Raw genomic sequence first — 23,518 nt, forward strand, 5'->3', positions numbered from 1 at the left:
TAATTGTAATATTTTATGGCTATTTCTTTACCATTGTTTTCTTCCATATTGCCAAGGTATTTCTACTTATTTTAAAAATTGAGGCGACCTCAGAGTTGTTCATTTTGGTCTTTTTTTGATAGTTTAATATTTCTGCAATACTTTCCTTATCATAGGATTTGTGATCATTATTCGTATCCGATTCGGAAAATAAAATACTGTTGAGGGTAATGATATCCAATGAGGATAATCTTTCCTTTTGTAAGAAATGTTGACAATGGGATAATTTTTGAGGAAACTTCTTTGAAATGATGTCTGAAAATATTTTGATATAATTGGGTTCTGTATTGATCATGATGTCTTTGTGTTTTTCGTTACTATATTGAAGCTTAAAAAATCAGGGCTTATATTTACTGATCCACCTGTGTAAAGTAGTTTTGGGTATCCTGTACTCTTCAATAACCTGAGTCTTGGTTTTTTCCCCTACTTCTATCATGTTGATGATGAAACTTATTATTTCTTTTGTATAAATGTTTTTTTTAAATCTTGGTAATGCAGATTCCCTGGAATATTGGCTGGGTATCATCGGAGAATATAAAATAAGGTGCTGGGAATAGATTCTAAAGAAATCATAATCCAGGAGTTTGCACCACCTCAATAATACTTCTGAGTCAATGCTTTTGAAAGAATACATTTTCTCAATCTCATGTTCTGAAGTAGTAAAGAATTTACAGATACGGAGAATGTCAATATCAGATTCTGATACCCTTTCCTTTATCATCTGTCCTATATGTATGTTTTTGAAATCCATTATTAATGAATGAGTTTAAGTTCAGCGAAGTGATGGAATATTTGAAAAGAATAACCCATTTAGTATATCACAGACCAGTTTATGATTATGTCTTTAAGAGCAGATAATCTATTATCTATTGTGTTTTTTTGGGGGATAAAAAATTTGATTGTCTATAATAACTTGAATGGGTTATAATGTTTGTCCGTATGCTAAATCAATCTTTAGGGTTATAGCTTCTGAATGATATGGCTCCTGTTTGAATTACTGTTTTTTTCATCTTGGATTGATATGTGTTTTTTTGATGTTGATTACTTTTCAAATCATCTATGCGATGTTGATGGTGGCAAAGTTAATTAGGACCAGGGTGAATACATATAGTAGATATCCATTATTTTAACTCTTTGAAAGCTTCGTTTTTCAATCAATTACCTTGTTGATATATGATGAATAAAGCTTATTGTAAGGGATTTATATGAATATAGTGGATATCCATCATTTTCATTCAGTGGAGTAATAATGTTCTATTACTTTAGTTATTATTGCAAAAACACAAGCCCACTTTATGGATAAGTTAAATACGATAACTTCTAACAAATTTCTCAAATTAAAGACAAATTCTACTGAAAATATAGACTACCTTGGTTTGTATTCTAATACTATAGAAAATATCCGCCGTTTTGCTATATCTCCCTTTTTTTGGATCATCATAAGTAATAGGGAGCAGAAAACCCAATTGGTGAGTGATAATATTGGTGACTTCACACCCTTTCCAAAAAGTGATTGGATTTCTTCTGAATTTGATTTCTTCATAAATTTATTTCATCCGGAAGATCGAAGTTTTTTATTGGCTGCATTTGAATTTGCAGTTGATAAGTATTTTGGGATTGATGAAGATACCCGAAATGCCACTACAGTAAACATTTATGGCAGGATGCTTAACAAGGATAATGATTATCGATGGATATTGCTTCAAAGTCCACAGCTTTGCATTAACCAATATGATCAGATTGATAGCACATTGAATGTTATTTTTGATCTTCATAACTTTAAGTTTGAACAATTACCCCTGATATCAATCATTACTCCTGATATTAAAGAAACCCAGTACTACAAAGGGAAGAATAACAGTATTGAAAAGAATGAAATGGAACTGGAGGTGCCTTATATTACCAAACGTGAAAAAGAGATTTTGAGACTGATATCACAAGGCTTTACAACTCCGGAAATAGCAAAAAAACTTTTTATTTCTTATTCTACAGTGGAAAACCATAAAAGCAACCTCAGGAAAAAAACAGGAACTAAGACATCCTCTGCTTTAATTGCTTTTGTAATCAGATATAATCTTTTACTGATATGATCGCTTCTTTTAATTGTTTGTAAATCAGGTATTTATTTGGTTGAATTCTTTTATGGATTTACGTTGATTTTATTTATTATCAATTTTCATTGGTATGGTTTTGGAATATGAGAATATAAAAACAAATTTGATTATTCTTTATGTTTTATTTAATCATATTATGAAAAAAAAAGATTTTTCCAGTAGAAGTTGATGAGTTTTATGAGTATTTTTCAAAAAACGGTGAATTACCTGAAGACTATGAAGACTACTTTACAGGTGCTATTAAGACTGCAGGAAGTTTTGCGATAGGCCCTTATTTTTGGTTCATCACTAACAATACAAAAATGCGGACAGAGATTATTAGTGATAACATAGAAAAATTTACTCCTTATAGTAAAAAAGAATGGCTTAATTCGGATACCGATTTTTTTATTAATCTTTTTCATCCGGAAGATAAAATCCACATTATGGGAGCTCTTATTTTTGGTGCAACGATGCGTCAGAATTTTTTGAAATCCGGAAAAACCGGGGTACGGTTTAATTATTATGGAAGAATGATTGATAGGGAGGGCGAGTATCGTTGGATATTGTTGCATGCACCACAGCAACGTGTTAATCAGAATTTTGAGGTAGAATCCTCGTTAGTGATGGTCTATGATCTTTCTCATTTTCAGATTCAGAATCGGCCACTGCTTTCCGTAATAGATTTTACGAATGATGAAGTACAGTACTTCAAGCATGTTGATCAGTATATCCATGAAAAAGTAGAGGTGGATAAGCCTGCCATTACCAAAAGGGAAAAAGAAATTCTGAAGCTTATGGCACAGGGGCTTAATACCCCTGAAATAGCAGAAAAACTTTTCATTTCTTATCATACGGTAGAGAATCATAAAAGTAATCTTAGAAAGAAAACCAATACCAAGACATCATCAGAATTGATTGCCTACACCATGAGCTGTAGTTTGCTTATTATTTAATTGGTCAAACAGAGAATAATGGTATATTTTTTTTATAAAATAAGGAATGTTTTACATCAGGGAATTTGTCGAAAATGATTGATTCTACTATTTGTGTATGTTTTAACTGCCCTGATAATTCTGTATAATAAAACGTTGTGGCTGTAAATAAAAGGTTTCTAACTTTTGGCTATGTATAAGATGATGTTTCCTCTTCAGTATATCTGTCATTTATTTTCTGTATTGATTTGTGAAATAAATTGAATAACAAAAGATTGTGAGAATATCATTGTCTTTAATAAAAAGTTATTCCTTCAAATTAAAATTGAAAAAGTATGAAAATTGCCCTCAAAGGTTCACTTGGAGATATAGGAAAGGCGCTGTTAGGAATATTGTCTCCTGGAGTTCAATTGGTTATGATTGTTAGTGGTAATAAGAATGAAGCAGTCGGTTCCTTAAAAAATAGCGGAATGATAAAAGTATGTTGTTGGGGGAAGCATTACATTATGGGAAGGCTTTGATATCCATAGAAAGGAGGAAGAGAGGTGTTAAATTAGAGGGTTTGAGTTAGGGTTTGCCAAAGTATTTCGTGGATGTAAAATAACAGATTTGGAGTTTAACGGATTTTACTGGATGGCTAATCTAATCTATTTGTAATATAATATTGATTTTCTTCTATTAAATAAACAAAGCACTGTAAAAACAGCGCTTTGTTTAATAGTTTATTTTGTATTTAATTGATTTTCAACAACTTGGTTATTTTCCAATACAGAATTTCGAGAAGATATTACCTAGTATTTCGTCATTTGTGACTTCACCAGAAATGGTTCCAAGGTGCTCCAGGGCATTTCTTAATTCATATGCTAAAAGCTCTGTAGAAATTCGGAAAGTAATAGCTTCTTTTACCTGATGTACTGCATCCAGTGACTTTCGTAAAGCTTCAAAGTGACGCTGGTTGGTAATCACAACATTGCTTTCTTCAGTTTTTAAATGTTCAACATACGATGATAATTCATTTTTAAGATCCTGAATATTCTGATTTTCAACCGCTGAGATCTTTATAAAATCAAATTCTTGGGTAATTGCATTTCTGAAAATATCTTCAACACCTTCATATTTTGTAGGAGTTACTTCATCAATTTTTGTAGCACAAATGATGAGCTTTAAATCTTCCCTCAATAAAGATTGTATCATTTCAATATCTTCGGAAAAACTTTCGGTAGCTGCATCTGTCAGATAAACCAGAATGTTAGCGTTTTCAACCTTTTCCTTAGCCTTTTTTACCCCAATTGCTTCAATTTCATCCACCGTGTCACGAAGTCCGGCAGTATCAATAAGACGGAAAGCATGTCCTTTGATATGAAGTACTTCTTCAATTGTATCTCTGGTTGTTCCTGCAATATTGCTGACGATAGCTCTCTCTTCCTTCAATAAAGCATTGAGTAGGGTAGATTTTCCTGCATTGGGTTTTCCGATAATAGCAACGGCAGTACCATTTTTGATTGCATTTCCGTACTGAAAACTTTCAATAAGGGAATTTAATTTTAATTCAATTTTATCCAATAGACCGCTTAATGCAGTTCTGTCTGCGAATTCTACGTCTTCCTCAGCAAAATCCAGTTCCAGTTCTATCAATGATACAAAGTTCAGAAGATCTGTTCTCAATAACGATATTTCATTAGTAATTCCTCCCTTTAGCTGGTTAATGGCTACTTTTCTGGAAGCTTCATTTTCAGACGCAATCACATCAGCAATCGCTTCTGCCTGAGAAAGATCAATTCTTCCATTGATAAATGCACGAAGAGTGAACTCTCCGGCTTTTGCCATTCTTGCGCCGTTTTTAATCAAAGTTTCGAGAATACGTTTTCCGATATGAGGTGAACCGTGGAAAGCAATTTCTACTGAGTTTTCAGTAGTAAAACTTTTCGGAGCCAAAAAAATGGATAGCATGATTTCATCAATAGCTTCTTCACCATCCATAAAATAACCGTAATGGATGGTATGAGATTTCTGTTTCTCCAGTTTTTTTGCAGGAAAACTTTTCTGAACAATGGGTAAAACATCATTTCCGGAAACTCTGATAATGCCTAAAGCACCTATTCCATTGGCTGTAGCCAGTGCACAAATAGTATCGTTATTCATGGTGCAAATTTAAGCTTTTTAATACAAATTTTATAGAGAGGCTATATGTATTGTCTATACTTCTTATTGGAATGAGAAGGTTCAGAAATATTCATGCTCCCCTCTGGATTTTTTAAAATATAGAGAACACAGTTGCTCTGTATTTTAAATTAGTGGAAGTTATAGCTATAGGAAGCCTGTTACTATAGTTTTCAGAGACAATATCCGCATATTAGGAGGTGAAAAAAAGGCTATGTTTATACAAATCATAACTATTTTGGTAGATAAATTTTATTATATCATTTTCCGTTGTCTGAACATCAAAAATCTGGAGTATTTAGGGGGATGTAGGAAGAATCTGCATCAATGTATTGAGAAAGTATTCCCAATCGTACAATATTGATACATATTGTTTTATGTTTTCTTGGATTTGCTTTTTTGGAGATCATAAACCAATATATACATACGATAATATTGAATTTTTAAATATATGTAGTTTTGATTTATGTAAGCCTTTGTTTATTAATAAGTTGTTTTTATTTCAAAATTAAATACTATAAAGAAATATTTTTAATAAGAATAAATTTCTCACAGTATTCTATTATTATTTAAAATAATAATGATGTTTGGTATGTTAATTGTTGAGTAGGGATTCGATGATGTAAAAAAAACACATATTTATCATTAAAATATGAATAATTTGTTAATTTAGGATGAAGATATATGAATAATTTAATTTTTTTCGATTTTAATAAAAAAATGGTTTTTTTATTAATGATGGCCTTCTATGGTGTAACTTATGCCCAAACGTGTACACCTTATACTGGACAGGCAATGGTAAGCGGGACTACTTACTGTCTTAATGGGAATCTTAATGTAGTAACCAATATTAGTATTCCATATGGAGCAACGCTTACTGTTCAGTCTGGTCAGTTACAATCTAATAGTATTCAGGTTAGTGGAGTTCTGGAGATTGGTGATGGTGCAAGTGTGAAATCTACAGGTACCGTTACAGTTGGAGCATTTAATTCTCAGAAGGATTCAAGAATTAAATTAGGAACCAAATCATTCCTGTCTCTTGTTGGATCAGTCGTTCAGGAAGATCCTACTTTTTTTGGTGCTTTCCCGGGATCAATTTCTACCATAGACATGGGGACAAACAGTGTTGTAGAGATTTGTGGAACATTTACCCAACAGTCTACAACATATCCATCTGTTAGATATATTGGAATTCCTACCGGTAAAGCTTATTGTATTGCGAAAGCTGATGTAAGTGGTGGTGGTGCAGCTGTAATCAGTAATGACAGCCAAATTGTTGCTATTGCTATGGGAAACGTGGTAGGGCTTGGTATGGGGAATGCAAGTTTCTGTGGTCCTAATGCTACTTCTGCTACATGTCCATCTCTTTGGCCAAAAGGATTGTCCGATGATAAATCAACTTGTGGTAATGCACCTACGATTATTGATGATATGGATGCTTTTTGTACAAAACCGGGAGCAACAGGAACACTTGATGGGGTTACCAAATTCGGAATTACCGTTCAGCAAAAAAAGAGTGAATGGCCGGAAAATATTCCTAACGGTTTTCTTGCAATGGAAGCAAAAGATAAAGGTTTCGTTATTACCAGAGTTCAGCATGTGAGCCAGACTCCACAGTCAGGAGATGCTATTGCAGATCCAAAAGAGGGGATGCTCGTATACGATCTTCTGGATAAATGTGTGAAGTTGTATAACGGTACAGAATGGAAATGTGTAATAAGAAGCTGTAATGATTAATCTAAAAATTAATAAAAGGATGAAAAACATAAAAAATATAAGCATAGTAGCTGCCCTTGTTGTTTTTAACCTTTCTGTTGCTCAGGTAGCAATTGGAAAGCAGTCTGTAGACGGAAATAGTACGGTCCTGGATTTCAATAATATATCTGGAAATACAAAAGGATTGATCCTTCCGGCAACTTCTGGTCTTCCAACCGGATCTCTGGTAAATGGAACATTTGTTTTTGATATAACTGACAGTAAAATAAAGGTTTACGAAAATGATACATGGAAGCTTTTATCTGATGCAGGAAGCTCAAGCGCCGTTGTTGTAAATAATTCTGCAGAGCTTGGGAAGGGGGTTATTATTGGAGCGACAACCAGTACTGCAGACGGAGTATTGGTATTGGAGTCTCAGGATAAAGCAATGATTCTTCCTCAGATTGCAACTCCTCATAGTAATGTAAAGAATCCATATCCTGGAATGATATGTTATGACACATCCAGTAAAACACTCGCCGTATTTGATGGCTCAGTCTGGAATTACTGGAAATAACCTTACAATAAGAAATAAGATAATTTTCCGGGAAACCGGTTTATATAAGTTTATAATGGATATTGAAGCAGTGGTATATTGAGATATACTGCTGCTTTTTTTAGGTGTATATTAAAAAAGAGATTACAGTTTTAAAGTGTAATCTCTCAGTTAAACAAATAATATAGATTGTAATAGTCTCAGTTTTCTATAAATGTTTTTATAGTATTGTGAGATATTGTTTCATCATAGAATGTTGTGTTAATAGGCCTCTTTTTTTTGTTTGTGTTTTTAGCTTATATTATTTGTTTAGTTTATTAAAAAAACACCCCTCTGGTTTTTCATCATTTGTGTTTATCATTTGTGTTGTTCTTAATACTTTTTATTAAATTAAATTTAAAGTGGTTGCAGAGGGGAGGGTTTTATAATTATTCTTAAGATTCTGTAAATAATTTATGTGTATTCTTTTTGTGGAGTGTTTAAAAAAATTAATGGTTTATATTTTTAACATGACAAACATATTCAATAATGGTAAACATTTCCAAAAAACAGCATACGACACAGCTACACTATGGGTACTACTTATGGTTCAATTATTTGATTTTCAGTTGAATAAGTTTTAATAAATAAAGATATAGGTGTTGTTTTTTGTAAAATAAATTTTAGTTTTTTTTATTAAAAAGACAGTTTTTTCTTACTTAAGTATTGTTTGTTTTTAATAAAAAATATCCTTACGGTGTAAATTTTATACTATATGTTATGTAGTGAATATTATTAAAAGAGGGTGGAATTTTTATGAATAATAGATTCTTATTGGCCTGAGTTCGGATAAGGATCTGAAATTAAATATTGGAACTGGGGTAATAAAAATGGCTTTTTAAAAAGAGCAAAATATATGTGATTGTCATTTTTAACTTCATCATTTGGTTCTGTCTCCCGGTTTTAAACTTGCCTGGAACAGGATTTCCTTAATCTGAACAGATATCTGTTAATTGAAATGTTTTAAAGTTTTATAAAGACTCCCTGTTGAGTAAAATTTTCCTTACTATAAGGACATGAAAAAGCTGTAAAGATCCGTTTCGGAAGAAATATTAAGTTTTTTTCTGAGTCTGCCTTTTTTAGTCTGTACAGATCTGTGTTGTATAAAAGTGAAATCAGCAATGTCTTTTGAGGAAAAGCCGAGCCATATCATTGCACACAAAGACAGCTCTGATTTGGTAAGCTGTGGGTTAATCTTTAAAATATTCTGAAACAGGCCTGGGTTGATCTCCTCAAATCTCTTGATGAATTTAAGATCATTACCCTTCGCAAGGTCCAATAACTCTGTGAAATCTTCTTTTGAAATTCTTTCCTTGGAAGGATCAGCTATCGTATTTGATTTTTCAGAACTTTTACTCTCTTCTTGATGTCTCCTGTTTCTGATCAGTAAAAATAAAATTGTTCCTGCGATGAGAATAAACACACCAATGGAAATAAAGATAAGATTAATATGATCCTTATTTTTTTGTTCAATTATCTCGCTCAGAGAGAGATCAATAGCTTCATTTCCGGATGTTTTCAGTTTCTGGTCCAATTCCTCTGCTTTCAAAGCGTAAGCTTCTTCCATTTTCCTGTTGTTGAGGTTTTGGTAAACAAAGCTGATCTGGCGGTAGAGGCTTGGTAATTTGTTGATTCTTTTTGTTTTAACTAAAATATCTGATGATTTTTTATAAAAATCTAATGCTTTTTCATATTCCTTTTTTTCAGAAAGAAGATCAGCATAAAAAGAATAGATAATGCCTTGTCTTACCGTTCCATATTCAGAACTTTTAAGAAGTGATAATCCTTTGTCAATATAAATAGTGGCTGAATCTAGGTTTTTGGTTTGCTGTAAATGATGATAACCAATCAGGGAAGCATTAAGAGCAGAAGGATCTGTGTTGAAGCCTTTGTGGCGATAGATCAATGCTGAATCTTTATCCATAGCAGCAATAAAATCAGCTCTTTGCTCATACATATTTCCCAGCAGCCAGCTTTTTTCGTTCAGTTTTTTACCATAATAAATAGCTTTTGCATTATAGCTTAAGGCTGTATTTACTAATCCTGTAACATAATTGATCTGGCCATATTCGTGGTAGAGTTTAGCATAAAGAAAATTGTCATGAAGACGGGTGATAATGTTTTTCGCAGACTTCAGGTATTCATGGCTGGTTTTGTAACTTCCCATCATCCCATAAGTATTGGCCAGGTTAATATAGCCTAAAGCTGCTCCTTTTGGGTAGCCGCCTTCTTTTGATTGTCTGATGATTTCAGTATTCAGAATGATAAGTTCCCTGTCTTTTCCTTCAAGTCTTAATTTTTCATTTTTTTGCAGCAGTGCGTTGTTTATTTCAGTAATATTGATCTTTTTATTGCAGCTACACAAGGAGATTGCAATAAAAAGATATAAATACATTCTGTGACTTTTGAAAGGGGTATCACTTATGCTGTTCATGAATTCTGTGATTTTATACTCATTTGTCTAATGATGAAACTATTTCACAATTTCAGTCTCAATACTTTTTTCTGAAAGTTTCATTGTTGTGTTTTTCAGAAGTCTGTCATTTCAGTTTTAGTTGTTGTAAAACTGTACGGATACCTATTATATAGATTGATCGGTAATAGTATACCGGACCACTTATTGCAGTAGCCTGAATTAATAAATGTAATGTTCATCATCTTTTTTGTTGCTTAATAAATCTATCCATGCAGATAAATTTAAACTACTAAAGTAGTGAAAAATAAACAATGATCCAATACCTACTTGGTTCATAGAGACTTTAATTATTGAAGAATAATAAGTTTTGTGGATTTTTAAAACACCTGAATGTCAGTATTTTATTGATTTGTTATGCTGATGGAAGTGTATTTTGCCTATGAAATTGAAGATAATTTTAATGAGAATTCATCTTATGACTTTTTGGAAATATCTTATAAAATCTGAGCGCTTTCTTTAATGCTGCTCATCACAAATATACTTTTCGTCTGACCGATTCCCTCAATTTCCGATAGTTTATTAATAAAAAACTCATGAAACTCATCCATATTCGGTGTCAGAATTTTTAGCATAAAATCAAAATCCCCACTGATGTTGTAAAACTCGACCACTTCTTTGAGTTTACCGACTTCTTCAATGAATTTTCCAGCCGTTTTTTTATTGTGGAGATTCAGGGCAATCATACAGATCACCATCATTCCTTTATTCACTTTTTTACGGTCTACTACAGCCGTATATTCCTTGATGATCCCTAGTTTTTCCATACGTTTAATGCGCTCATGAGTAGGAGTGGGGCTGAGGTTAATCCTGGCGGAAATATCACGGATGCTCATCTTCGCATCTTTCTGGAGAATTCGCAGAATCGAAAGGTCTTTTTCGTCGGGAGTATAATTTTCTGTTGGCATTTGTTCTGTTTTATAGGGTTAATTTCTTTGTTTCAGTTGTTTTGTTCTTTTTATTATGTTTATTTAGTTTTATTGTTCCAAATTTAATGTAAAATTTTTAATTACGTTCTGTTAATTTTAATTTTGCAGGAAATTTGAATATATGGATACAAGGAAAAATTTAATATTAATTTTAGCATCGGTGGGAACTTTTGTGGAGGCTTTGGATATTGCAATTATTAATTTAACCATTCCTTCTATTCAGGAACAGTTTAACATCAGTGCAGGAACCGTTCAGTGGTTACAGACCCTGTATGTATTGTTTTTTGGTGGCTTTCTGATTATTGGAGGGAAACTTTCCGATCAGATTGGAAGAAAGAAAATATTCTTATTGGGAGCACTGATTTTTATGCTGACCTCATTGGGAGCAGGTCTTTCAGAAAGCTTCAATATGCTGGCTATATTCCGTGCTCTGCAGGGATTGGGAGCGGCGCTTGTGATGCCGGCAGCATTGTCTATTGTAACTAATACTTTCAGGGAAGAACAGGAAAGAAATCGTGCAATTGGAATTTTCAGTTCTTTTGCTGCAATTGGTTCAGGAAGTGGTCTCTCCGTGGGTGGGATTATCAGTACCTATCTGAGCTGGCATTGGGTTTTCCTTATTAATGTTCCAATTCTTTTAATTACGTTAATCTTATCCTATTATTATTTACCAACAGATGAGAAAAATGAAACTGCACAAAAAACAGATCTTATTTCCGGGATTTTAATGGTTGTAGGGCTTTTGAGTTTAACATACGGAACCCATGAATTGGTTCATATTAAAGAACAGCCTTTTCTTGTAATAGGTTCATTAATAGTTGCAGTGTTGCTTTTAGTGATGGTATTCTTCAGACTGAGAACTGTTGCAGAGCCTTTATTTGACCTGAAATTATTCAGACATGGTTCATTGGTGGTTTCCAATGCAGCTTTCTTTACTTTAGGAGCGTTCTTCATCGGGTTTTTGTTCCTGATTTCTTTAATGCTTCAGAAAGATATGGGATATAGTGCGGCTTCAGCAGGATTAATGTTGGTTCCGTTTAGTGTTCTATCGGCTTTAACAGCTAAGTTTGTACTGCCTCATGTTTCCAAACGGTTGAGTTCATCTCAAATGGGCGTATTAGGTTGGGGGTTTATGCTGGCTGGTGGAGTACTGTTGTTAATTTCAGTGTATGCAGGGCATCCGTTAGTGATGGTTCTATTAGGAGCTGCGTGTATTTCAGGAATAGGAATGACGTTCTGTTTTACAGCTCTTTCTGTGATGGGAATTCAGGATGTTGAGCCTTCTAACTACGGATTGGCATCAAGTTTGAGTTCTACAAGTTACTTCCTGGGGGCTGGGATCGGGCTGTCGTTCATGACTTTAATGAGTCAGGTTTTTCCTTCAGAATTTGCAGTTGGAAGCCTGAATTTGATTGTACTGGTTAGTTATGCTCTTTTAGCCCTTGGAATGTTATTCTATTTTATATTGAAAAGCTTAAAAGTGAAGCAGACAGAAGTAGCTGTTTCATGATAAGCGGCCTTAAAATTACACAAACTATATGAGTAAGGAATCGGTGTTTAGGCATTGGTTCCTTTTTTCTTTTTAAGAATAAGTTGCAATGGTTCTTTTCAAGATTCCACTCTTCTTTATTACTTTTGCATCATGAAAATACAAATCATTAGCGATCTTCATCAGGAATTTGGACGAACTGAATTATGTTTTGACAATGCAGATGTTATTGTTTTGGCTGGTGATGTTAATTTGGGAACTAAAGGAATTGAATGGATTAAAAAAACAATTCCTGGTAAGCCGGTGATTTATATTCTGGGAAACCATGAATATTATAAAGGCTCATATCCGAAGACTCTTCATAAAATAAAAGATGAGGCAGAAGGTTCCAATGTTTTTGTACTCGAAAATTCTTTTGTGGATATTGAAGGTGTCCGTTTTCATGGAGCTACCTTATGGACCGATTTTTCAATCTTTGGAAACCCTGTGAAATATGGAATGATCTGTCAGCCGAAGATGAATGATTATAAAAAAATCAGACGCGATCCATCTTATTCAAAAATGAGAACCATAGACACTTTCAAAATTCATCAGCTTTCAAAAGTATGGCTGCGGGAGAGTCTTGAAGTTTCAAAAGAGCTTAAAAATATTGTTGTTACTCACCATGCTCCCAGTATTCAGTCTGTACCGGACCATTATAAAGAAGATCCATTAACTTCAGCTTATGCTTCCAGCCTGGAAGATATAATTCTTGAATATCAGCCATTATACTGGATTCATGGTCATATTCATACTCCAAGCAGATATACTATCGGGAACACTGAGGTTATTTGTAATCCTCATGGATATATTGATGAAAAGTATAATGGTTATGAAAAGGAATTGATAGTAGAAATATAAAATCAGAAAAAGTATATTTTATCTTTTTTGAACTGTTGCACAATTGCTCTTTGCTTTTTGGAATTTAGTCTTTTTCACTACCTTCGTGTCTCATAACCCATTTTCCATGGCTAAAAATTCCCGTAAAGAAATTTCTAATGAATCCGATTTTGTTTCACAGCTTGCTTTTGATGAAGTCTTGGAACAGGTGGGATTTGATCTCAGGATTAAGGAGTTTGTGGTGATGGATATAGATAAGGCAAATTATATCATAAAGCCGGATATCCCTTACCGCTCAGACTATTTCTGTATTTTTCTTGTGCAGGATGGAAGTGTTGGGTTCAGATTAGATGATAAAAGCTATGAAGTGTTTAAGGGAGATTCCATTTTCTGTCCTATGTTGGAGACCTTTTGGGTAGAAAATATCGCGGAAGATTATAAAGCAACGTATATTTTCTTTTCGGTTGATTTTATTTCTCAGGCTGGTTTCAATTATAAATCCAATAATGTACTGAAAAGCCTTTCATCGGATCCTACTCATATTATCAGGAATGAACCGGATTTGTTTAGAAAATTGAATTTTCATCTTGATGAATTAAAGCAGCTGAATAGCAAAGAAAAAGATAATTATTATTTTAATGAAATGATCTGGCATCACTTCTCGCTGGTTATTTATGAGATTGATAATTATTTCAAAAAAATCGAAAAACCACATTCGGTGACTCCTCGTGAAGATGAACTTACTACCAGTTTTTTTAAACTTGTTCAGGAGCATTTCAAAGAGGAACATAATGTTCAGTTCTATGCAGACAAGTTGTTTATCAGTCGGAAGTATCTTACCAAAGTTATCAATAAAACCATGTTCAAAACACCACGGGATATTATTCATCAGGTATTGGCGGTAGAAGCAAGGTTATTGCTCAAGAACCCAAATCTTAACGTGAATGAAGTGGCTGCAAAGCTTAGGTTCTCAGATCAGGCGTCTTTCAGTAAATTTTTCAAAAAGCACACTGGGAGAGCTCCATTAGAATACAGGAAAGATGATTTGTATTGATAATCAATTAGTTGTGTTTTAGGTGTCTTTTTGATAAAATAAGGCCAATTTTTGATTTAAATTTTAGAAATATATTATTTAATTTGTCTATGAATGATATATCTCATGTTTTTTTAAATAAGGAGTCTTTTTGACAAAACAAGGGGTTTTTTGAATAAATCTATTGAATTTTTTTCGTTCGAATTTTGTGGCGAAAATTTAAATGACTATAGTTATGCAAAGATTTTTTGTTCAAAAATCGACACTGCTTTTTCTTGCGCTCATCGCTTTGACGGGATGTAAGAAAAGTAACCAAAACCAAGCTTATCAGCAACAGGCACCAGAACTTCCTGTAGAAATAGTAAAACAAGGAGATGCTTCTGTCTCCAGAGAATATGCAGCAGCAGTTGAAGGAGTTTCCAATGTAGAGATCAGACCTCAGGTAACAGGATACCTAAGTAAAATTTTTGTAGATGAAGGAGATTATGTAAGAGCGGGCCAGCCATTGTTCAAAATTGAAGATAAGATATTCGCTGAGCAGATGAAAAGTGCACAGGCAGCACTGATTACGGCACAGGCAAATCTTTCCAGTTCTAAAATTGATCTGGACAGGAAAAAGGAACTTTTCAAAAATAAAATGGTTTCCGAAATCCAGGTGAAAGAAGCAGAAGCAGCTTATAATGCTGCAAGAGGAGCGGTAAGCCAAACAACATCTTCTATTGAATCTGCAAAGATCAATCTTAATTTTTCTACAATTAAAGCTCCGGTAAATGGATTTATCGGAAGATTCAACTATCGTTTGGGAAGTTTGATGACCCCTGGCAATCAGGAGCCCATTACTCTTTTGTCCGATATTCATCAGGTATATACGTATTTCAGTTTGAGTGAAAATGACTTTAATAATTTCCAGAAACAATATGTAGGAAGCAGCATTGAGGAGGTTATTAAAAATACTCCGGCAGTATCTCTATTGCTTTCCGGGGGTGAAAAGTACGCTGAAACAGGAAGGATAGATGCCGTTGAAGGGCAGTTTAACAAAACTACGGGTTCTATTACCTTAAGAGCAAAATTCAATAATCCGAATCATCTTTTGAGAAGCGGAAATACCGGGAAGATCTTATTAGATCAGTTTTACAGCAATGTTGTATTACTTCCGATCGCTTCTACCAGAACGATTCAGGATAAAGTTTTTGTATTCACGATCAAAAATGGAAAAGCAGAAATGCTTCCGGTAGAAGTGAATGGAAAAACGGGTGATCATTTCATCGTTTCCAAAGGCCTGAAAGCTGGAGATCAGTACATCGTTTCCGGTTTCGACAGACTGCAGCCAGGAACGCCTGTCGTGGCACAAAAGAAAAATGCTCAACAGAAAAAATCGTAAGAAGAAATCATGTTAAAGAAAATTATAAAAAGACCCGTACTGGCCACGGTTATATCCGTGTTGCTTGTTATTCTCGGGATCGTCGGTATGGTCAGTCTGCCGATTACAAAATTTCCGGACATTGCACCACCTACTGTAATGGTAACGGCAGCATATCCCGGAGCTAATGCTGAAACGATTGCAAGATCTGTGGCTCCGCCATTGGAAAATGCCATCAATGGAGTGGAAAATATGGATTACATTACTTCTACAGCAAGTAATGACGGGACATTAAGTATTACTGTTATCTTTAAATTAGGAACAGATCCTGATCAGGCAGCCATCAACGTTCAGAATAGGGTAGCACAGGTAACGAACCAGCTTCCTGCTGAGGTGATCCAGGCCGGAATTACCACTGTGAAGAGGCAGAACAGTATGATTGCGATGGTTTCCCTGACGAGTAAAGATGGTTCTATGAATGATCTTTTTCTTGAGAACTATGCGAAAATCAATATTGTTCCGGAACTGAAAAGGGTAAAAGGAGTGGGAGATGCTATGGTATATGGTAACAAAGATTACTCTATGCGTGTTTGGCTTGATCCGAATAGGCTTGCTTCCTATAATCTTACTCCATCCGATGTTTCCCGTGCGATTCAGACCCAAAACCTTGAAGCAGCACCCGGAAGATTAGGGGAAAGAAGTAAGGAAGTAATGGAGTATGTCCTTCGGTATAAAGGGAAATTCACGGAACCTGAACAATATGAGAATATTACGATTAAAGCGTTAAGTGATGGCTCTGTTTTAAAACTGAAAGATGTTGCCAAAGTAGAATTTGGAGCCTACAGTTATACGGTTTCATCTAACTTTAATAAGAAGGCTTCCGTAACGATGGCGATCTTCCAGATGGCTGGATCAAATGCGAATGAAGTGCAGATTGCTCTTCAGGAAAGAATGAAGGAACTGGAGAAATCATTTCCCGCAGGAATGGCTTACGAGATTCCGTATGCTACCAAAGAAGCTTTGGATCAGTCTATAGAACAGGTAATTCATACCTTGATAGAAGCATTTATTCTTGTGTTCATTGTAGTATATATTTTCCTTCAGGATTTTAGATCAACATTAATCCCGGCTATTGCAGTACCGGTTTCGATTGTAGGAACATTCTTCTTTATGAAGATTTTTGGATTCTCAATTAATATCCTGACATTGTTTGCCTTAGTGCTCGCGATTGGTATTGTGGTGGATGATGCAATTGTTGTGGTGGAAGCAGTTCATGCTAAAATGGAGCATAAAAAACTGAATCCAAGGGCAGCAACCATGTCTGCGATGAGTGAGATTACAGGAGCAATTGTTTCTATTACCCTGATTATGTCTGCGGTATTCGTTCCGGTGGCATTTATGAGTGGTTCCACAGGATTATTCTATCAGCAGTTTGCCTTAACGTTAGCCATTGCCATTGTGATTTCTGCGATCAATGCATTAACATTAAGTCCTGCTTTATGTGCTCTGTTCCTGAAACAGCATCACGGTGGTGCTCATGAAAAAATGAACTTTAAAGACCGGTTTTTCGCTGGATTTAATGCAAGTTTTAATAAGTTGACATTCCGTTACGGAAAAGCAGTATTGTTCCTTTTAAAGAAAAAATGGATTGCAGTGGCAATGATTGTTGCTTTTGGAGGATTGTTTGCGTGGATGTCTATGACGACTCCAAAAGGATTTATTCCTGATGAAGACCAAAGTTTTATCATTGTAACTGCTAATTTGGCTCCGGGAGCTTCTAAAGACAGAACCTCCAAGGTGGTTTCTGATACGGAAGATCTTTTGATGAAAAATCCGGCGGTAGATAAGGTGATTTCAGTAGATGGACTCAATTTATTCAGTGGTTCAATGTCTTCTTCAGCAGCTTCTATCTTCGTTAAATTAAAAAACTCAGGAAAAAGAGGAGCGGTCGACAATATCAATGATATTATCGGGCAGACACAGGGAATGCTTTCTAAAGATAAAAGAGCGAATTTCCTTGTGATTAATACACCAACGGTTGATGGTTTCGGGAATACGAGTGGTATGGAGCTTGTGCTTCAGGACCGTACCAATGGAGAACTTCAGAACCTTGGGAATATTTCCTACGGAATGATGGGTGCTTTGATGCAGAGACCGGAAGTGGCAGTAGCATTTACCACTTTTGATGTTACCTATCCTCAGTTTGAAGTGCTTGTAGATGAAGTGAAATCGGCTCAGCTTGGAGTGAATGTTTCTGATGTATTGGGAGTGATGCAGGGATATTATGGAAGTATTCAGGCTTCAGATTTCAACAGATTCGGAAAATATTACAGGGTTTTGGTGCAATCTACTCCGGAAATGAGACAGGATAAAGAATCTCTGAATGGTGTTTTCGTTAAAAATAATCTTGGACAAATGGTTCCTATCAATACTTTGGTGAGCTTAAAACAGACAACAGGAGCTGAGGTGGTAGACCGTTTCAATCTTTTCAATTCATCCAATTTAACAGTAATGGCGGCGCCGGGTTATAGTACGGGTCAGGCAATGGCTGCTGTGGAAGAAGTAAGCAAGCAGGTACTTCCACCGGGATATACCTATGATTATAAAGGGATGAGCCGTGAAGAAGCAGGTTCCAGTTCGCAATCAGTGATGATTTTCGGGTTGTGTATTGTGTTTGTATTCTTCCTTTTATCAGCACAATATGAAAGTTATATTCTTCCATTTGCTGTACTGATTGCTATTCCGGTAGGGTTGTCTGGAGTTTTTGTGGGAATTACTTTCGCAGAATTGTCTAATAATATTTATGTTCAGATTGCTCTGGTCATGTTGATCGGGCTTCTGGCAAAGAATGGTATTCTGATTGTGGAATTTGCCATTCAGAGACGAAGAGCAGGAAAAAGCCTTATTGCTTCAGCAGTAGAAGGAGCAAAAGCGCGTTTACGTCCGATTCTGATGACCTCTCTGGCATTCATTACCGGATTGCTTCCATTGATTTTTGTAGTAGGTCCGTCTGCAATGGGTAACCATTCCATTGGATATGCTGCTATTTCAGGGATGCTTTTTGGAACAATCTTAGGAATTTTTTTAGTTCCGGTACTTTTCGTGATGTTCCAGGCTTTGCATGAAAAAATCAACGGAAAGGTGGTAACAGATGCGGATTGGGAATATTAATTCAAATGATTTTAACAATGAAAATTAAAAATATAGCATATATCGCATTCATTTCAGGAACAGCAGTTTCTTGTGGGGTTCAAAAGTATGAACAGCCTGAAGTGAAGATGCCTGAAGCTTTCAGAGCTGACAGTATCGTGGTTGAGCAGAATGAAAACATCGCAAAAATCGGTTACAAAGATTTTTTCAAAGATCCGGTGTTAGTAGGATTGATTGATAAAGCGATGATTCAGAATAATGATCTTCAGGTAGCTTTAAAGCAGATAGAATTTGCTTCATTAGCATATACGCAAAGCAAATGGGGGAATGTTCCTACCATCAATGCTACTGCAAACGGCAGTGTCAGCCGTGCTTCAGACAATAGTATGAACGGAATGATGGGCAGACAGTTTACAGGGAAGAGGTATACGGAAGACTATACGACAGCACTCAATTTTTCGTGGGAAGCTGATATCTGGGGAAAGATCAAAGGAAGAAAGGAGCAGGCGTTGGCTGATTATCTTAAAACCCAGGAAGCAGCAAAAGCGGTAAAAACACAAGTGGTGGCTGCTGTAGTTCAGGGGTATTACAATCTTCTGATGCTGGATACTCAGTTGGAAATCACAAAATCTAATCTTACCTATGCTGATAATACCCTGAAGTTTTTAGTGAAACAGCAGGAGCTAGGATTGATTACGGCTTTAGCAGTTCAACAGCAGGAAATTGTAAAGGATCAGATCCTGAAAACAATTCCGGCTATTGAAAGTTCTGTAGCTACACAAGAAAATGCTTTAAGCTTGTTAACCGGCTCTATGCCTGGGAAAATTGAAAGAAGCTCAAGTCTGAATACTGTTCAGTCTCCGGATCATATTTCGGCAGGAATTCCGTCAGAATTATTGAGCTACAGACCTGATGTAAAAACAGCAGAGCTGGAAGTAAGAAAGAGTGCTGCAGCTATTCATGTGGCCAAAATGAGTATGTATCCGTCATTGAATATTACAGCTCAGGGTGGAGTAAATGCTTTCCAGATCAGCAAATGGTTCAGTATTCCGGGATCTCTTTTCGGAATGGCTGCAGGAGCTATTGCTCAGCCTATTTTGAATGGTAAACAGCTGAAAACCCAGTACGAACAGTCTAAAGTATTGGCAGATCAGGCTGAAATAAGCTTTAAGCAGTCTGTTTTAAAGGCAGTAGGAGAGGTTTCCGATGCATTGGTGCAGATTCAGAAGCTGGAAGAACAGCAGAAGATTGCTGAAGGATTAGTGGTGAAATCTAATGAAGCTGTTAAAAAAGCTGATGTATTATTTAAATACAATTCGGCAACGTATGTAGAGGTGATTATGACCCAAACCAATAAGCTTAATGCTGAATTGGAACTGGCTTCTCTGAAAGCTCAACGATTGAATGCAATCACAGCGCTGTACCGCTCTGTAGGAGGTGGATGGCAATAAAGTAAAATGAAACCTGCTTCGTCTTTAATGATGCAGCAGGTTTTTAATCTAAAATCATTATGAAGGATACAAATATACAGGAGGGAATCATTTTAATTCCGGATTTCAGCGGATTTACCGAATTTGTGTTCAATACTAAACTTTATACAGGAGAATATATTGTAAGACAACTACTATCTACGCTGATTGATATGAATGATCAGTATTTTGAAATTTCTGAAATTGAAGGCGATGCCATTTTATTTTATCGGTATGATGAAAATCCGTCTTATCAGAATATTTCAAAGATGCTTTGGAAAATGCGTAATGCATTCAACAGAAAAATAAAGGAATTGAGTAAGAGCTTAAGCACTACGATAGATTTGTCTTTGAAATTTATCGTTCATTATGGTGCCTTTTCGCAATATAATATCGGAAGCTTCAGAAAACTGTATGGCAAACCAATTGTAGAAGCCCATCAGTTGTTGAAAAATGGCTGGGCAGAAAAACCTTCCTATGCTTTATTCAGTAATTCTTTTTTAGAAAATACCAATAATCAGGAAGCTGGTTTTAATGAAGATCAGCATCATCTGCCGGAAGTGGGCATGATCCATTATTTTGAAACAATAAACTAGCATATTTTTTATTTTTTAATCCTTGTAAATTTGCTATTGCTAGCGGCCCGGGTGAGATCCGGGCTTTTTTTATGGGGAAAATGAATATATATATGTTAAAGTTTGGTTAATGGAAATTATCGCCATTGTAATTTTTTTGACTATATATTATTAATAAGGGTTTTTAATTGTTTGTTTTGTCTTAATAACTGTTATTTTTTTGAATTATTTTTAAAATTGAGTTTTGTAAACTGTTAAAAACTAGAGGTTTATTTCGTTCTCTAATTTTTTTGATGTAACAAATGTTAGAGTATAGTGGTCTTATAGATAAAACTAAGATTTCACATGAAAAGAATATTACTTTCTATAGCAGCATTAACAGGTTCTCTGGCGTTGGCTCAGACACAGGCCCCAGATCCGGCTGCTAAGGATACTGCAAAGGGAAATGCAAAAGAGATAGAGGCAGTTACCATTGTGGCAAGAAAACCAACCGTAGAGTCTAAAGTAGACCGAACTGTTTTTAATGTGGCCAACAGCGCTATTGTAGCAGGAAATACAACTTGGGATGTTCTGAGAATGACCCCTCTGGTAAGTATTGATAATAGTGATGCTATAAAAGCAGAAGGACAGTCGGTAACTGTGTATATCAATGATAGAAAATCAGTTTTTACAGGAAAAGAATTAAAAGAATATCTTAAAACGATTCCGGCAGATAATCTATTGAAGATTGAAGTGATTACAAGCCCGTCTTCAAGATATGAAGCTTCCGGTTCTGTTATCAATATTGTGTTGAAGAAACGTGATGATGAAGGATTAAAAGGGAGTATCTCATTAAGTAACAGACATAGTACAAAGAATTCTCAATATTCCAATTTCAACCTCAATTATCATAAGAAGAAATTTACGCAAACCCTGATTGGAAGTTATTCTAATAATAATTATGTACAAAAAGGGTCCAGTAATATTGTGTTTTATGCGGACAACAAGCTGAATAGAGATTTAAACTATCAAACCATATCCAGAAGTGAAACGCCATCCCTTTCCTCTACTTCCGAATTTGAGCTTAATGATAAAAATAATATAGGGCTTGTTCTTGAATATTATCAAAGCAGAGGTTTATCCTCATCAGATACAGAGGGGAGAGAATATGATAATCTGAAAAAGGATTTTATTGATTATCATCAGGCTCAAAATGCGAATACTTTTTACCGTAATCTGGGCACGAATGCTTTTTATAAATATTATGATAAAGAAAAAAACAGAATTCTGGACATTAATCTAGGAACCAATTATTCCGGAAATAATAATAATGAATTCATCAATAAAACAATATTGAACGATCCGAATATTAAAGAAATAGGATCAATAAATAATGGACAGATGCGTAATTATTATCTGAAAGTAGATTATACCCAGCCATTAGGTAAATCCTGGGGAACGATTGAAATAGGGGCAAAAACGGAATTCAACAATCATGTAATTCCTAATAATCTTTATGGATACAGTTTGGGAACTTCTGAATATGCAGGGCTCTCGACAAGGGATAAATTCCATTATGAGGATAATATTACTTCTGCATATGCCAACTATAGCAAAACATTTTTCAAGAAATTGGAAACCAGGATAGGGCTTCGATATGAATATATTGATTTTAAAGTAAGACAAGATGTAGCAGGAACCGAAAGAAAAGACGGCTATGGTACTTTTCTTCCTAATTTATTGCTGAAATATAATTTTTCAGATAAATATGATCTGAGTCTTACCTACGACCGTAAAATATGGAGACCCTGGTATTCGGAATTTAATCCTTTTTTAACTCCATCTATTGACGGAACCTATTCCAGAGGAAATATGGATCTGAATCCTAATCCTAACGACAGGCTTTATCTGAAGTTTGGAATCCTGAAAAAGTATTTTATTTCTGCAAGATATATGCATACCAATCAGGATTACTGGACTACTTATTCCAGTGAAGGAGGAAGAAATGTATCTTTCCCTGGAAATTTCAATGGGAAAGTTGAGAAATATTATATTTTTGCCAATACCAATCAGAATTTTCTTAAAAATAAGCTGAATCTGAATGTTGGATTCGGTTGGTATTATATTGATAATCATGATTTCAACTTGAAGAATGATATCGGAGGGAGAGCATATATCAATTATTGGGGTGGTTCTGCCAATCTTTCTTATACCAACCTTTTCAATAAAAATATTAACCTGAGTGCCTGGATGGAAATCTCCAATCAGAATAATGGAAATACTCAAGCCAATAATACCAACGTATTCCATAATATTTCCATTACAAAAATATTTCCTAAAACCCAGATGGAAGCCAGTATACAGCTGATGAATATCTTTAAAAGACCTTATTCTGATGACATCACTTACAATCAGGGCGGAACAGTGAGAAGATATGAATTATGGGATTGGTATGGAGTGAATATTACTTTTGTAAAGCGTTTCGGAAACCAGAAGGTGAAAGAAAATACCAAAACAGATGTTGAGAAAAATGCAGGAAGTGCAAAATAAAAAAAGTTAGTTCAATATAAAAGCAGGTTTCAGTTTTGGAATCTGTTTTTTATTGATGACAGGATATGATTTTTCTTGGCTATATCATTACATATACTTAAGTTTGTGAAAAATA

At 34.9% G+C, this 23,518-nt stretch carries 18 protein-coding genes; 13 read left to right on the plus strand and 5 right to left on the minus strand.

Annotated features, from left to right (window positions below):
- Positions 1–19: 19 nt before the first annotated feature.
- Both WH267_RS02305 and WH267_RS02310 read right to left on the minus strand, forming a co-directional pair.
- The gene (locus tag WH267_RS02305; protein WP_115971247.1) at positions 20–334 is read right to left on the minus strand and encodes a helix-turn-helix domain-containing protein; all 315 of its coding nucleotides are present in this window, start codon (positions 332–334) and stop codon (positions 20–22) included.
- 42 nt (positions 335–376) lie between these two features.
- Positions 377–790 carry a transposase gene (locus WH267_RS02310; protein ID WP_340005288.1) on the minus strand — a complete coding sequence of 138 codons (414 nt, stop codon included), beginning with the start codon at positions 788–790 and terminating at the stop codon, positions 377–379.
- Positions 791–1,334: 544 nt separating this feature from the next.
- Here WH267_RS02310 and WH267_RS02315 point away from each other — a divergent pair.
- The 3 genes from WH267_RS02315 to WH267_RS02325 all read left to right on the plus strand — a co-directional run bounded on the left by WH267_RS02315 (position 1,335) and on the right by WH267_RS02325 (position 3,588).
- A complete protein-coding gene (locus WH267_RS02315) occupies positions 1,335–2,129 on the plus strand; it encodes a LuxR C-terminal-related transcriptional regulator (RefSeq protein WP_340005290.1) in 795 nt (264 codons plus the stop codon).
- A gap of 326 nt (positions 2,130–2,455) precedes the next feature.
- Positions 2,456–3,088 (plus strand): LuxR C-terminal-related transcriptional regulator, encoded by a 633-nt coding sequence (locus WH267_RS02320; RefSeq protein ID WP_340005292.1) that lies wholly within the window; start codon positions 2,456–2,458, stop codon positions 3,086–3,088.
- Between the two features lie 314 nt (positions 3,089–3,402).
- Positions 3,403–3,588: a hypothetical protein gene (locus tag WH267_RS02325; RefSeq protein WP_340005294.1), complete on the plus strand. Its 186-nt coding sequence runs from the start codon at positions 3,403–3,405 to the stop codon at positions 3,586–3,588.
- A 235-nt stretch (positions 3,589–3,823) separates the two neighbouring features.
- On the opposite strand, the gene mnmE is transcribed toward WH267_RS02325, so the two are convergent.
- A complete protein-coding gene (gene mnmE, locus WH267_RS02330) occupies positions 3,824–5,209 on the minus strand; it encodes a tRNA uridine-5-carboxymethylaminomethyl(34) synthesis GTPase MnmE (RefSeq protein ID WP_115971251.1) in 1,386 nt (461 codons plus the stop codon).
- 738 nt (positions 5,210–5,947) lie between these two features.
- On the opposite strand from mnmE, the gene WH267_RS02335 reads away from it, so the two are divergent.
- Both WH267_RS02335 and WH267_RS02340 read left to right on the plus strand, forming a co-directional pair.
- Positions 5,948–6,964 (plus strand): hypothetical protein, encoded by a 1,017-nt coding sequence (locus tag WH267_RS02335; protein WP_340005297.1) that lies wholly within the window; start codon positions 5,948–5,950, stop codon positions 6,962–6,964.
- Positions 6,965–6,983: 19 nt separating this feature from the next.
- Positions 6,984–7,499: a hypothetical protein gene (locus WH267_RS02340; protein WP_340005299.1), complete on the plus strand. Its 516-nt coding sequence runs from the start codon at positions 6,984–6,986 to the stop codon at positions 7,497–7,499.
- A gap of 1,024 nt (positions 7,500–8,523) precedes the next feature.
- Here the strand turns inward: WH267_RS02340 and WH267_RS02345 are convergent.
- Both WH267_RS02345 and WH267_RS02350 read right to left on the minus strand, forming a co-directional pair.
- Positions 8,524–9,951: a LuxR C-terminal-related transcriptional regulator gene (locus WH267_RS02345; RefSeq protein WP_340005301.1), complete on the minus strand. Its 1,428-nt coding sequence runs from the start codon at positions 9,949–9,951 to the stop codon at positions 8,524–8,526.
- A gap of 476 nt (positions 9,952–10,427) precedes the next feature.
- On the minus strand, positions 10,428–10,898 hold the full coding sequence (locus WH267_RS02350; protein ID WP_340005303.1) for an Lrp/AsnC family transcriptional regulator: 471 nt from the start codon (positions 10,896–10,898) through the stop codon (positions 10,428–10,430).
- Between the two features lie 142 nt (positions 10,899–11,040).
- Here WH267_RS02350 and WH267_RS02355 point away from each other — a divergent pair, with 142 nt between their 5' ends.
- The 8 genes from WH267_RS02355 (at position 11,041) to WH267_RS02390 (ending at position 23,403) form a co-directional block, all read left to right on the plus strand.
- Positions 11,041–12,429: an MFS transporter gene (locus tag WH267_RS02355; RefSeq protein WP_340005305.1), complete on the plus strand. Its 1,389-nt coding sequence runs from the start codon at positions 11,041–11,043 to the stop codon at positions 12,427–12,429.
- A 132-nt stretch (positions 12,430–12,561) separates the two neighbouring features.
- The gene (locus WH267_RS02360) at positions 12,562–13,308 is read left to right on the plus strand and encodes a metallophosphoesterase (RefSeq protein ID WP_340005307.1); all 747 of its coding nucleotides are present in this window, start codon (positions 12,562–12,564) and stop codon (positions 13,306–13,308) included.
- Positions 13,309–13,414: 106 nt separating this feature from the next.
- A complete protein-coding gene (locus WH267_RS02365; protein WP_340005310.1) occupies positions 13,415–14,341 on the plus strand; it encodes an AraC family transcriptional regulator in 927 nt (308 codons plus the stop codon).
- Between the two features lie 214 nt (positions 14,342–14,555).
- Positions 14,556–15,701 (plus strand): efflux RND transporter periplasmic adaptor subunit, encoded by a 1,146-nt coding sequence (locus tag WH267_RS02370; RefSeq protein ID WP_340005312.1) that lies wholly within the window; start codon positions 14,556–14,558, stop codon positions 15,699–15,701.
- A 9-nt stretch (positions 15,702–15,710) separates the two neighbouring features.
- Positions 15,711–18,851, plus strand: a complete 3,141-nt coding sequence (locus WH267_RS02375; protein ID WP_123318431.1) for an efflux RND transporter permease subunit — start codon at positions 15,711–15,713, stop codon at positions 18,849–18,851.
- A 17-nt stretch (positions 18,852–18,868) separates the two neighbouring features.
- A complete protein-coding gene (locus WH267_RS02380; RefSeq protein ID WP_340005317.1) occupies positions 18,869–20,281 on the plus strand; it encodes an efflux transporter outer membrane subunit in 1,413 nt (470 codons plus the stop codon).
- Between the two features lie 59 nt (positions 20,282–20,340).
- Positions 20,341–20,895, plus strand: a complete 555-nt coding sequence (locus tag WH267_RS02385; protein WP_340005319.1) for a DUF2652 domain-containing protein — start codon at positions 20,341–20,343, stop codon at positions 20,893–20,895.
- Between the two features lie 324 nt (positions 20,896–21,219).
- A complete protein-coding gene (locus tag WH267_RS02390) occupies positions 21,220–23,403 on the plus strand; it encodes an outer membrane beta-barrel family protein (RefSeq protein WP_340005321.1) in 2,184 nt (727 codons plus the stop codon).
- Positions 23,404–23,518 lie beyond the last annotated feature (115 nt).

Source organism: Chryseobacterium sp. MYb328 (assembly GCF_037572595.1).
Lineage (GTDB): Bacteria > Bacteroidota > Bacteroidia > Flavobacteriales > Weeksellaceae > Chryseobacterium > Chryseobacterium pennae.

What these genes read in the sequence shown, in the direction of transcription:
- WH267_RS02365 (WP_340005310.1), top strand. Translation starts at nt 13,415, where the DNA reads ATGGCTAAAAATTCCCGTAAAGAAATTTCTAATGAATCCGATTTTGTT.
- WH267_RS02370 (WP_340005312.1), top strand. Translation starts at nt 14,556, where the DNA reads ATGCAAAGATTTTTTGTTCAAAAATCGACACTGCTTTTTCTTGCGCTC.
- WH267_RS02305 (WP_115971247.1), bottom strand. Translation starts at nt 334, where the DNA reads ATGATCAATACAGAACCCAATTATATCAAAATATTTTCAGACATCATT.
- WH267_RS02375 (WP_123318431.1), top strand. Translation starts at nt 15,711, where the DNA reads ATGTTAAAGAAAATTATAAAAAGACCCGTACTGGCCACGGTTATATCC.
- WH267_RS02335 (WP_340005297.1), top strand. Translation starts at nt 5,948, where the DNA reads ATGGTTTTTTTATTAATGATGGCCTTCTATGGTGTAACTTATGCCCAA.
- WH267_RS02390 (WP_340005321.1), top strand. Translation starts at nt 21,220, where the DNA reads ATGAAAAGAATATTACTTTCTATAGCAGCATTAACAGGTTCTCTGGCG.
- WH267_RS02320 (WP_340005292.1), top strand. Translation starts at nt 2,456, where the DNA reads ATGCGGACAGAGATTATTAGTGATAACATAGAAAAATTTACTCCTTAT.
- WH267_RS02380 (WP_340005317.1), top strand. Translation starts at nt 18,869, where the DNA reads ATGAAAATTAAAAATATAGCATATATCGCATTCATTTCAGGAACAGCA.
- WH267_RS02315 (WP_340005290.1), top strand. Translation starts at nt 1,335, where the DNA reads ATGGATAAGTTAAATACGATAACTTCTAACAAATTTCTCAAATTAAAG.
- WH267_RS02310 (WP_340005288.1), bottom strand. Translation starts at nt 790, where the DNA reads ATGGATTTCAAAAACATACATATAGGACAGATGATAAAGGAAAGGGTA.
- WH267_RS02340 (WP_340005299.1), top strand. Translation starts at nt 6,984, where the DNA reads ATGAAAAACATAAAAAATATAAGCATAGTAGCTGCCCTTGTTGTTTTT.
- WH267_RS02355 (WP_340005305.1), top strand. Translation starts at nt 11,041, where the DNA reads ATGGATACAAGGAAAAATTTAATATTAATTTTAGCATCGGTGGGAACT.
- mnmE (WP_115971251.1), bottom strand. Translation starts at nt 5,209, where the DNA reads ATGAATAACGATACTATTTGTGCACTGGCTACAGCCAATGGAATAGGT.
- WH267_RS02360 (WP_340005307.1), top strand. Translation starts at nt 12,562, where the DNA reads ATGAAAATACAAATCATTAGCGATCTTCATCAGGAATTTGGACGAACT.
- WH267_RS02345 (WP_340005301.1), bottom strand. Translation starts at nt 9,951, where the DNA reads ATGAACAGCATAAGTGATACCCCTTTCAAAAGTCACAGAATGTATTTA.
- WH267_RS02325 (WP_340005294.1), top strand. Translation starts at nt 3,403, where the DNA reads ATGAAAATTGCCCTCAAAGGTTCACTTGGAGATATAGGAAAGGCGCTG.
- WH267_RS02385 (WP_340005319.1), top strand. Translation starts at nt 20,341, where the DNA reads ATGAAGGATACAAATATACAGGAGGGAATCATTTTAATTCCGGATTTC.
- WH267_RS02350 (WP_340005303.1), bottom strand. Translation starts at nt 10,898, where the DNA reads ATGCCAACAGAAAATTATACTCCCGACGAAAAAGACCTTTCGATTCTG.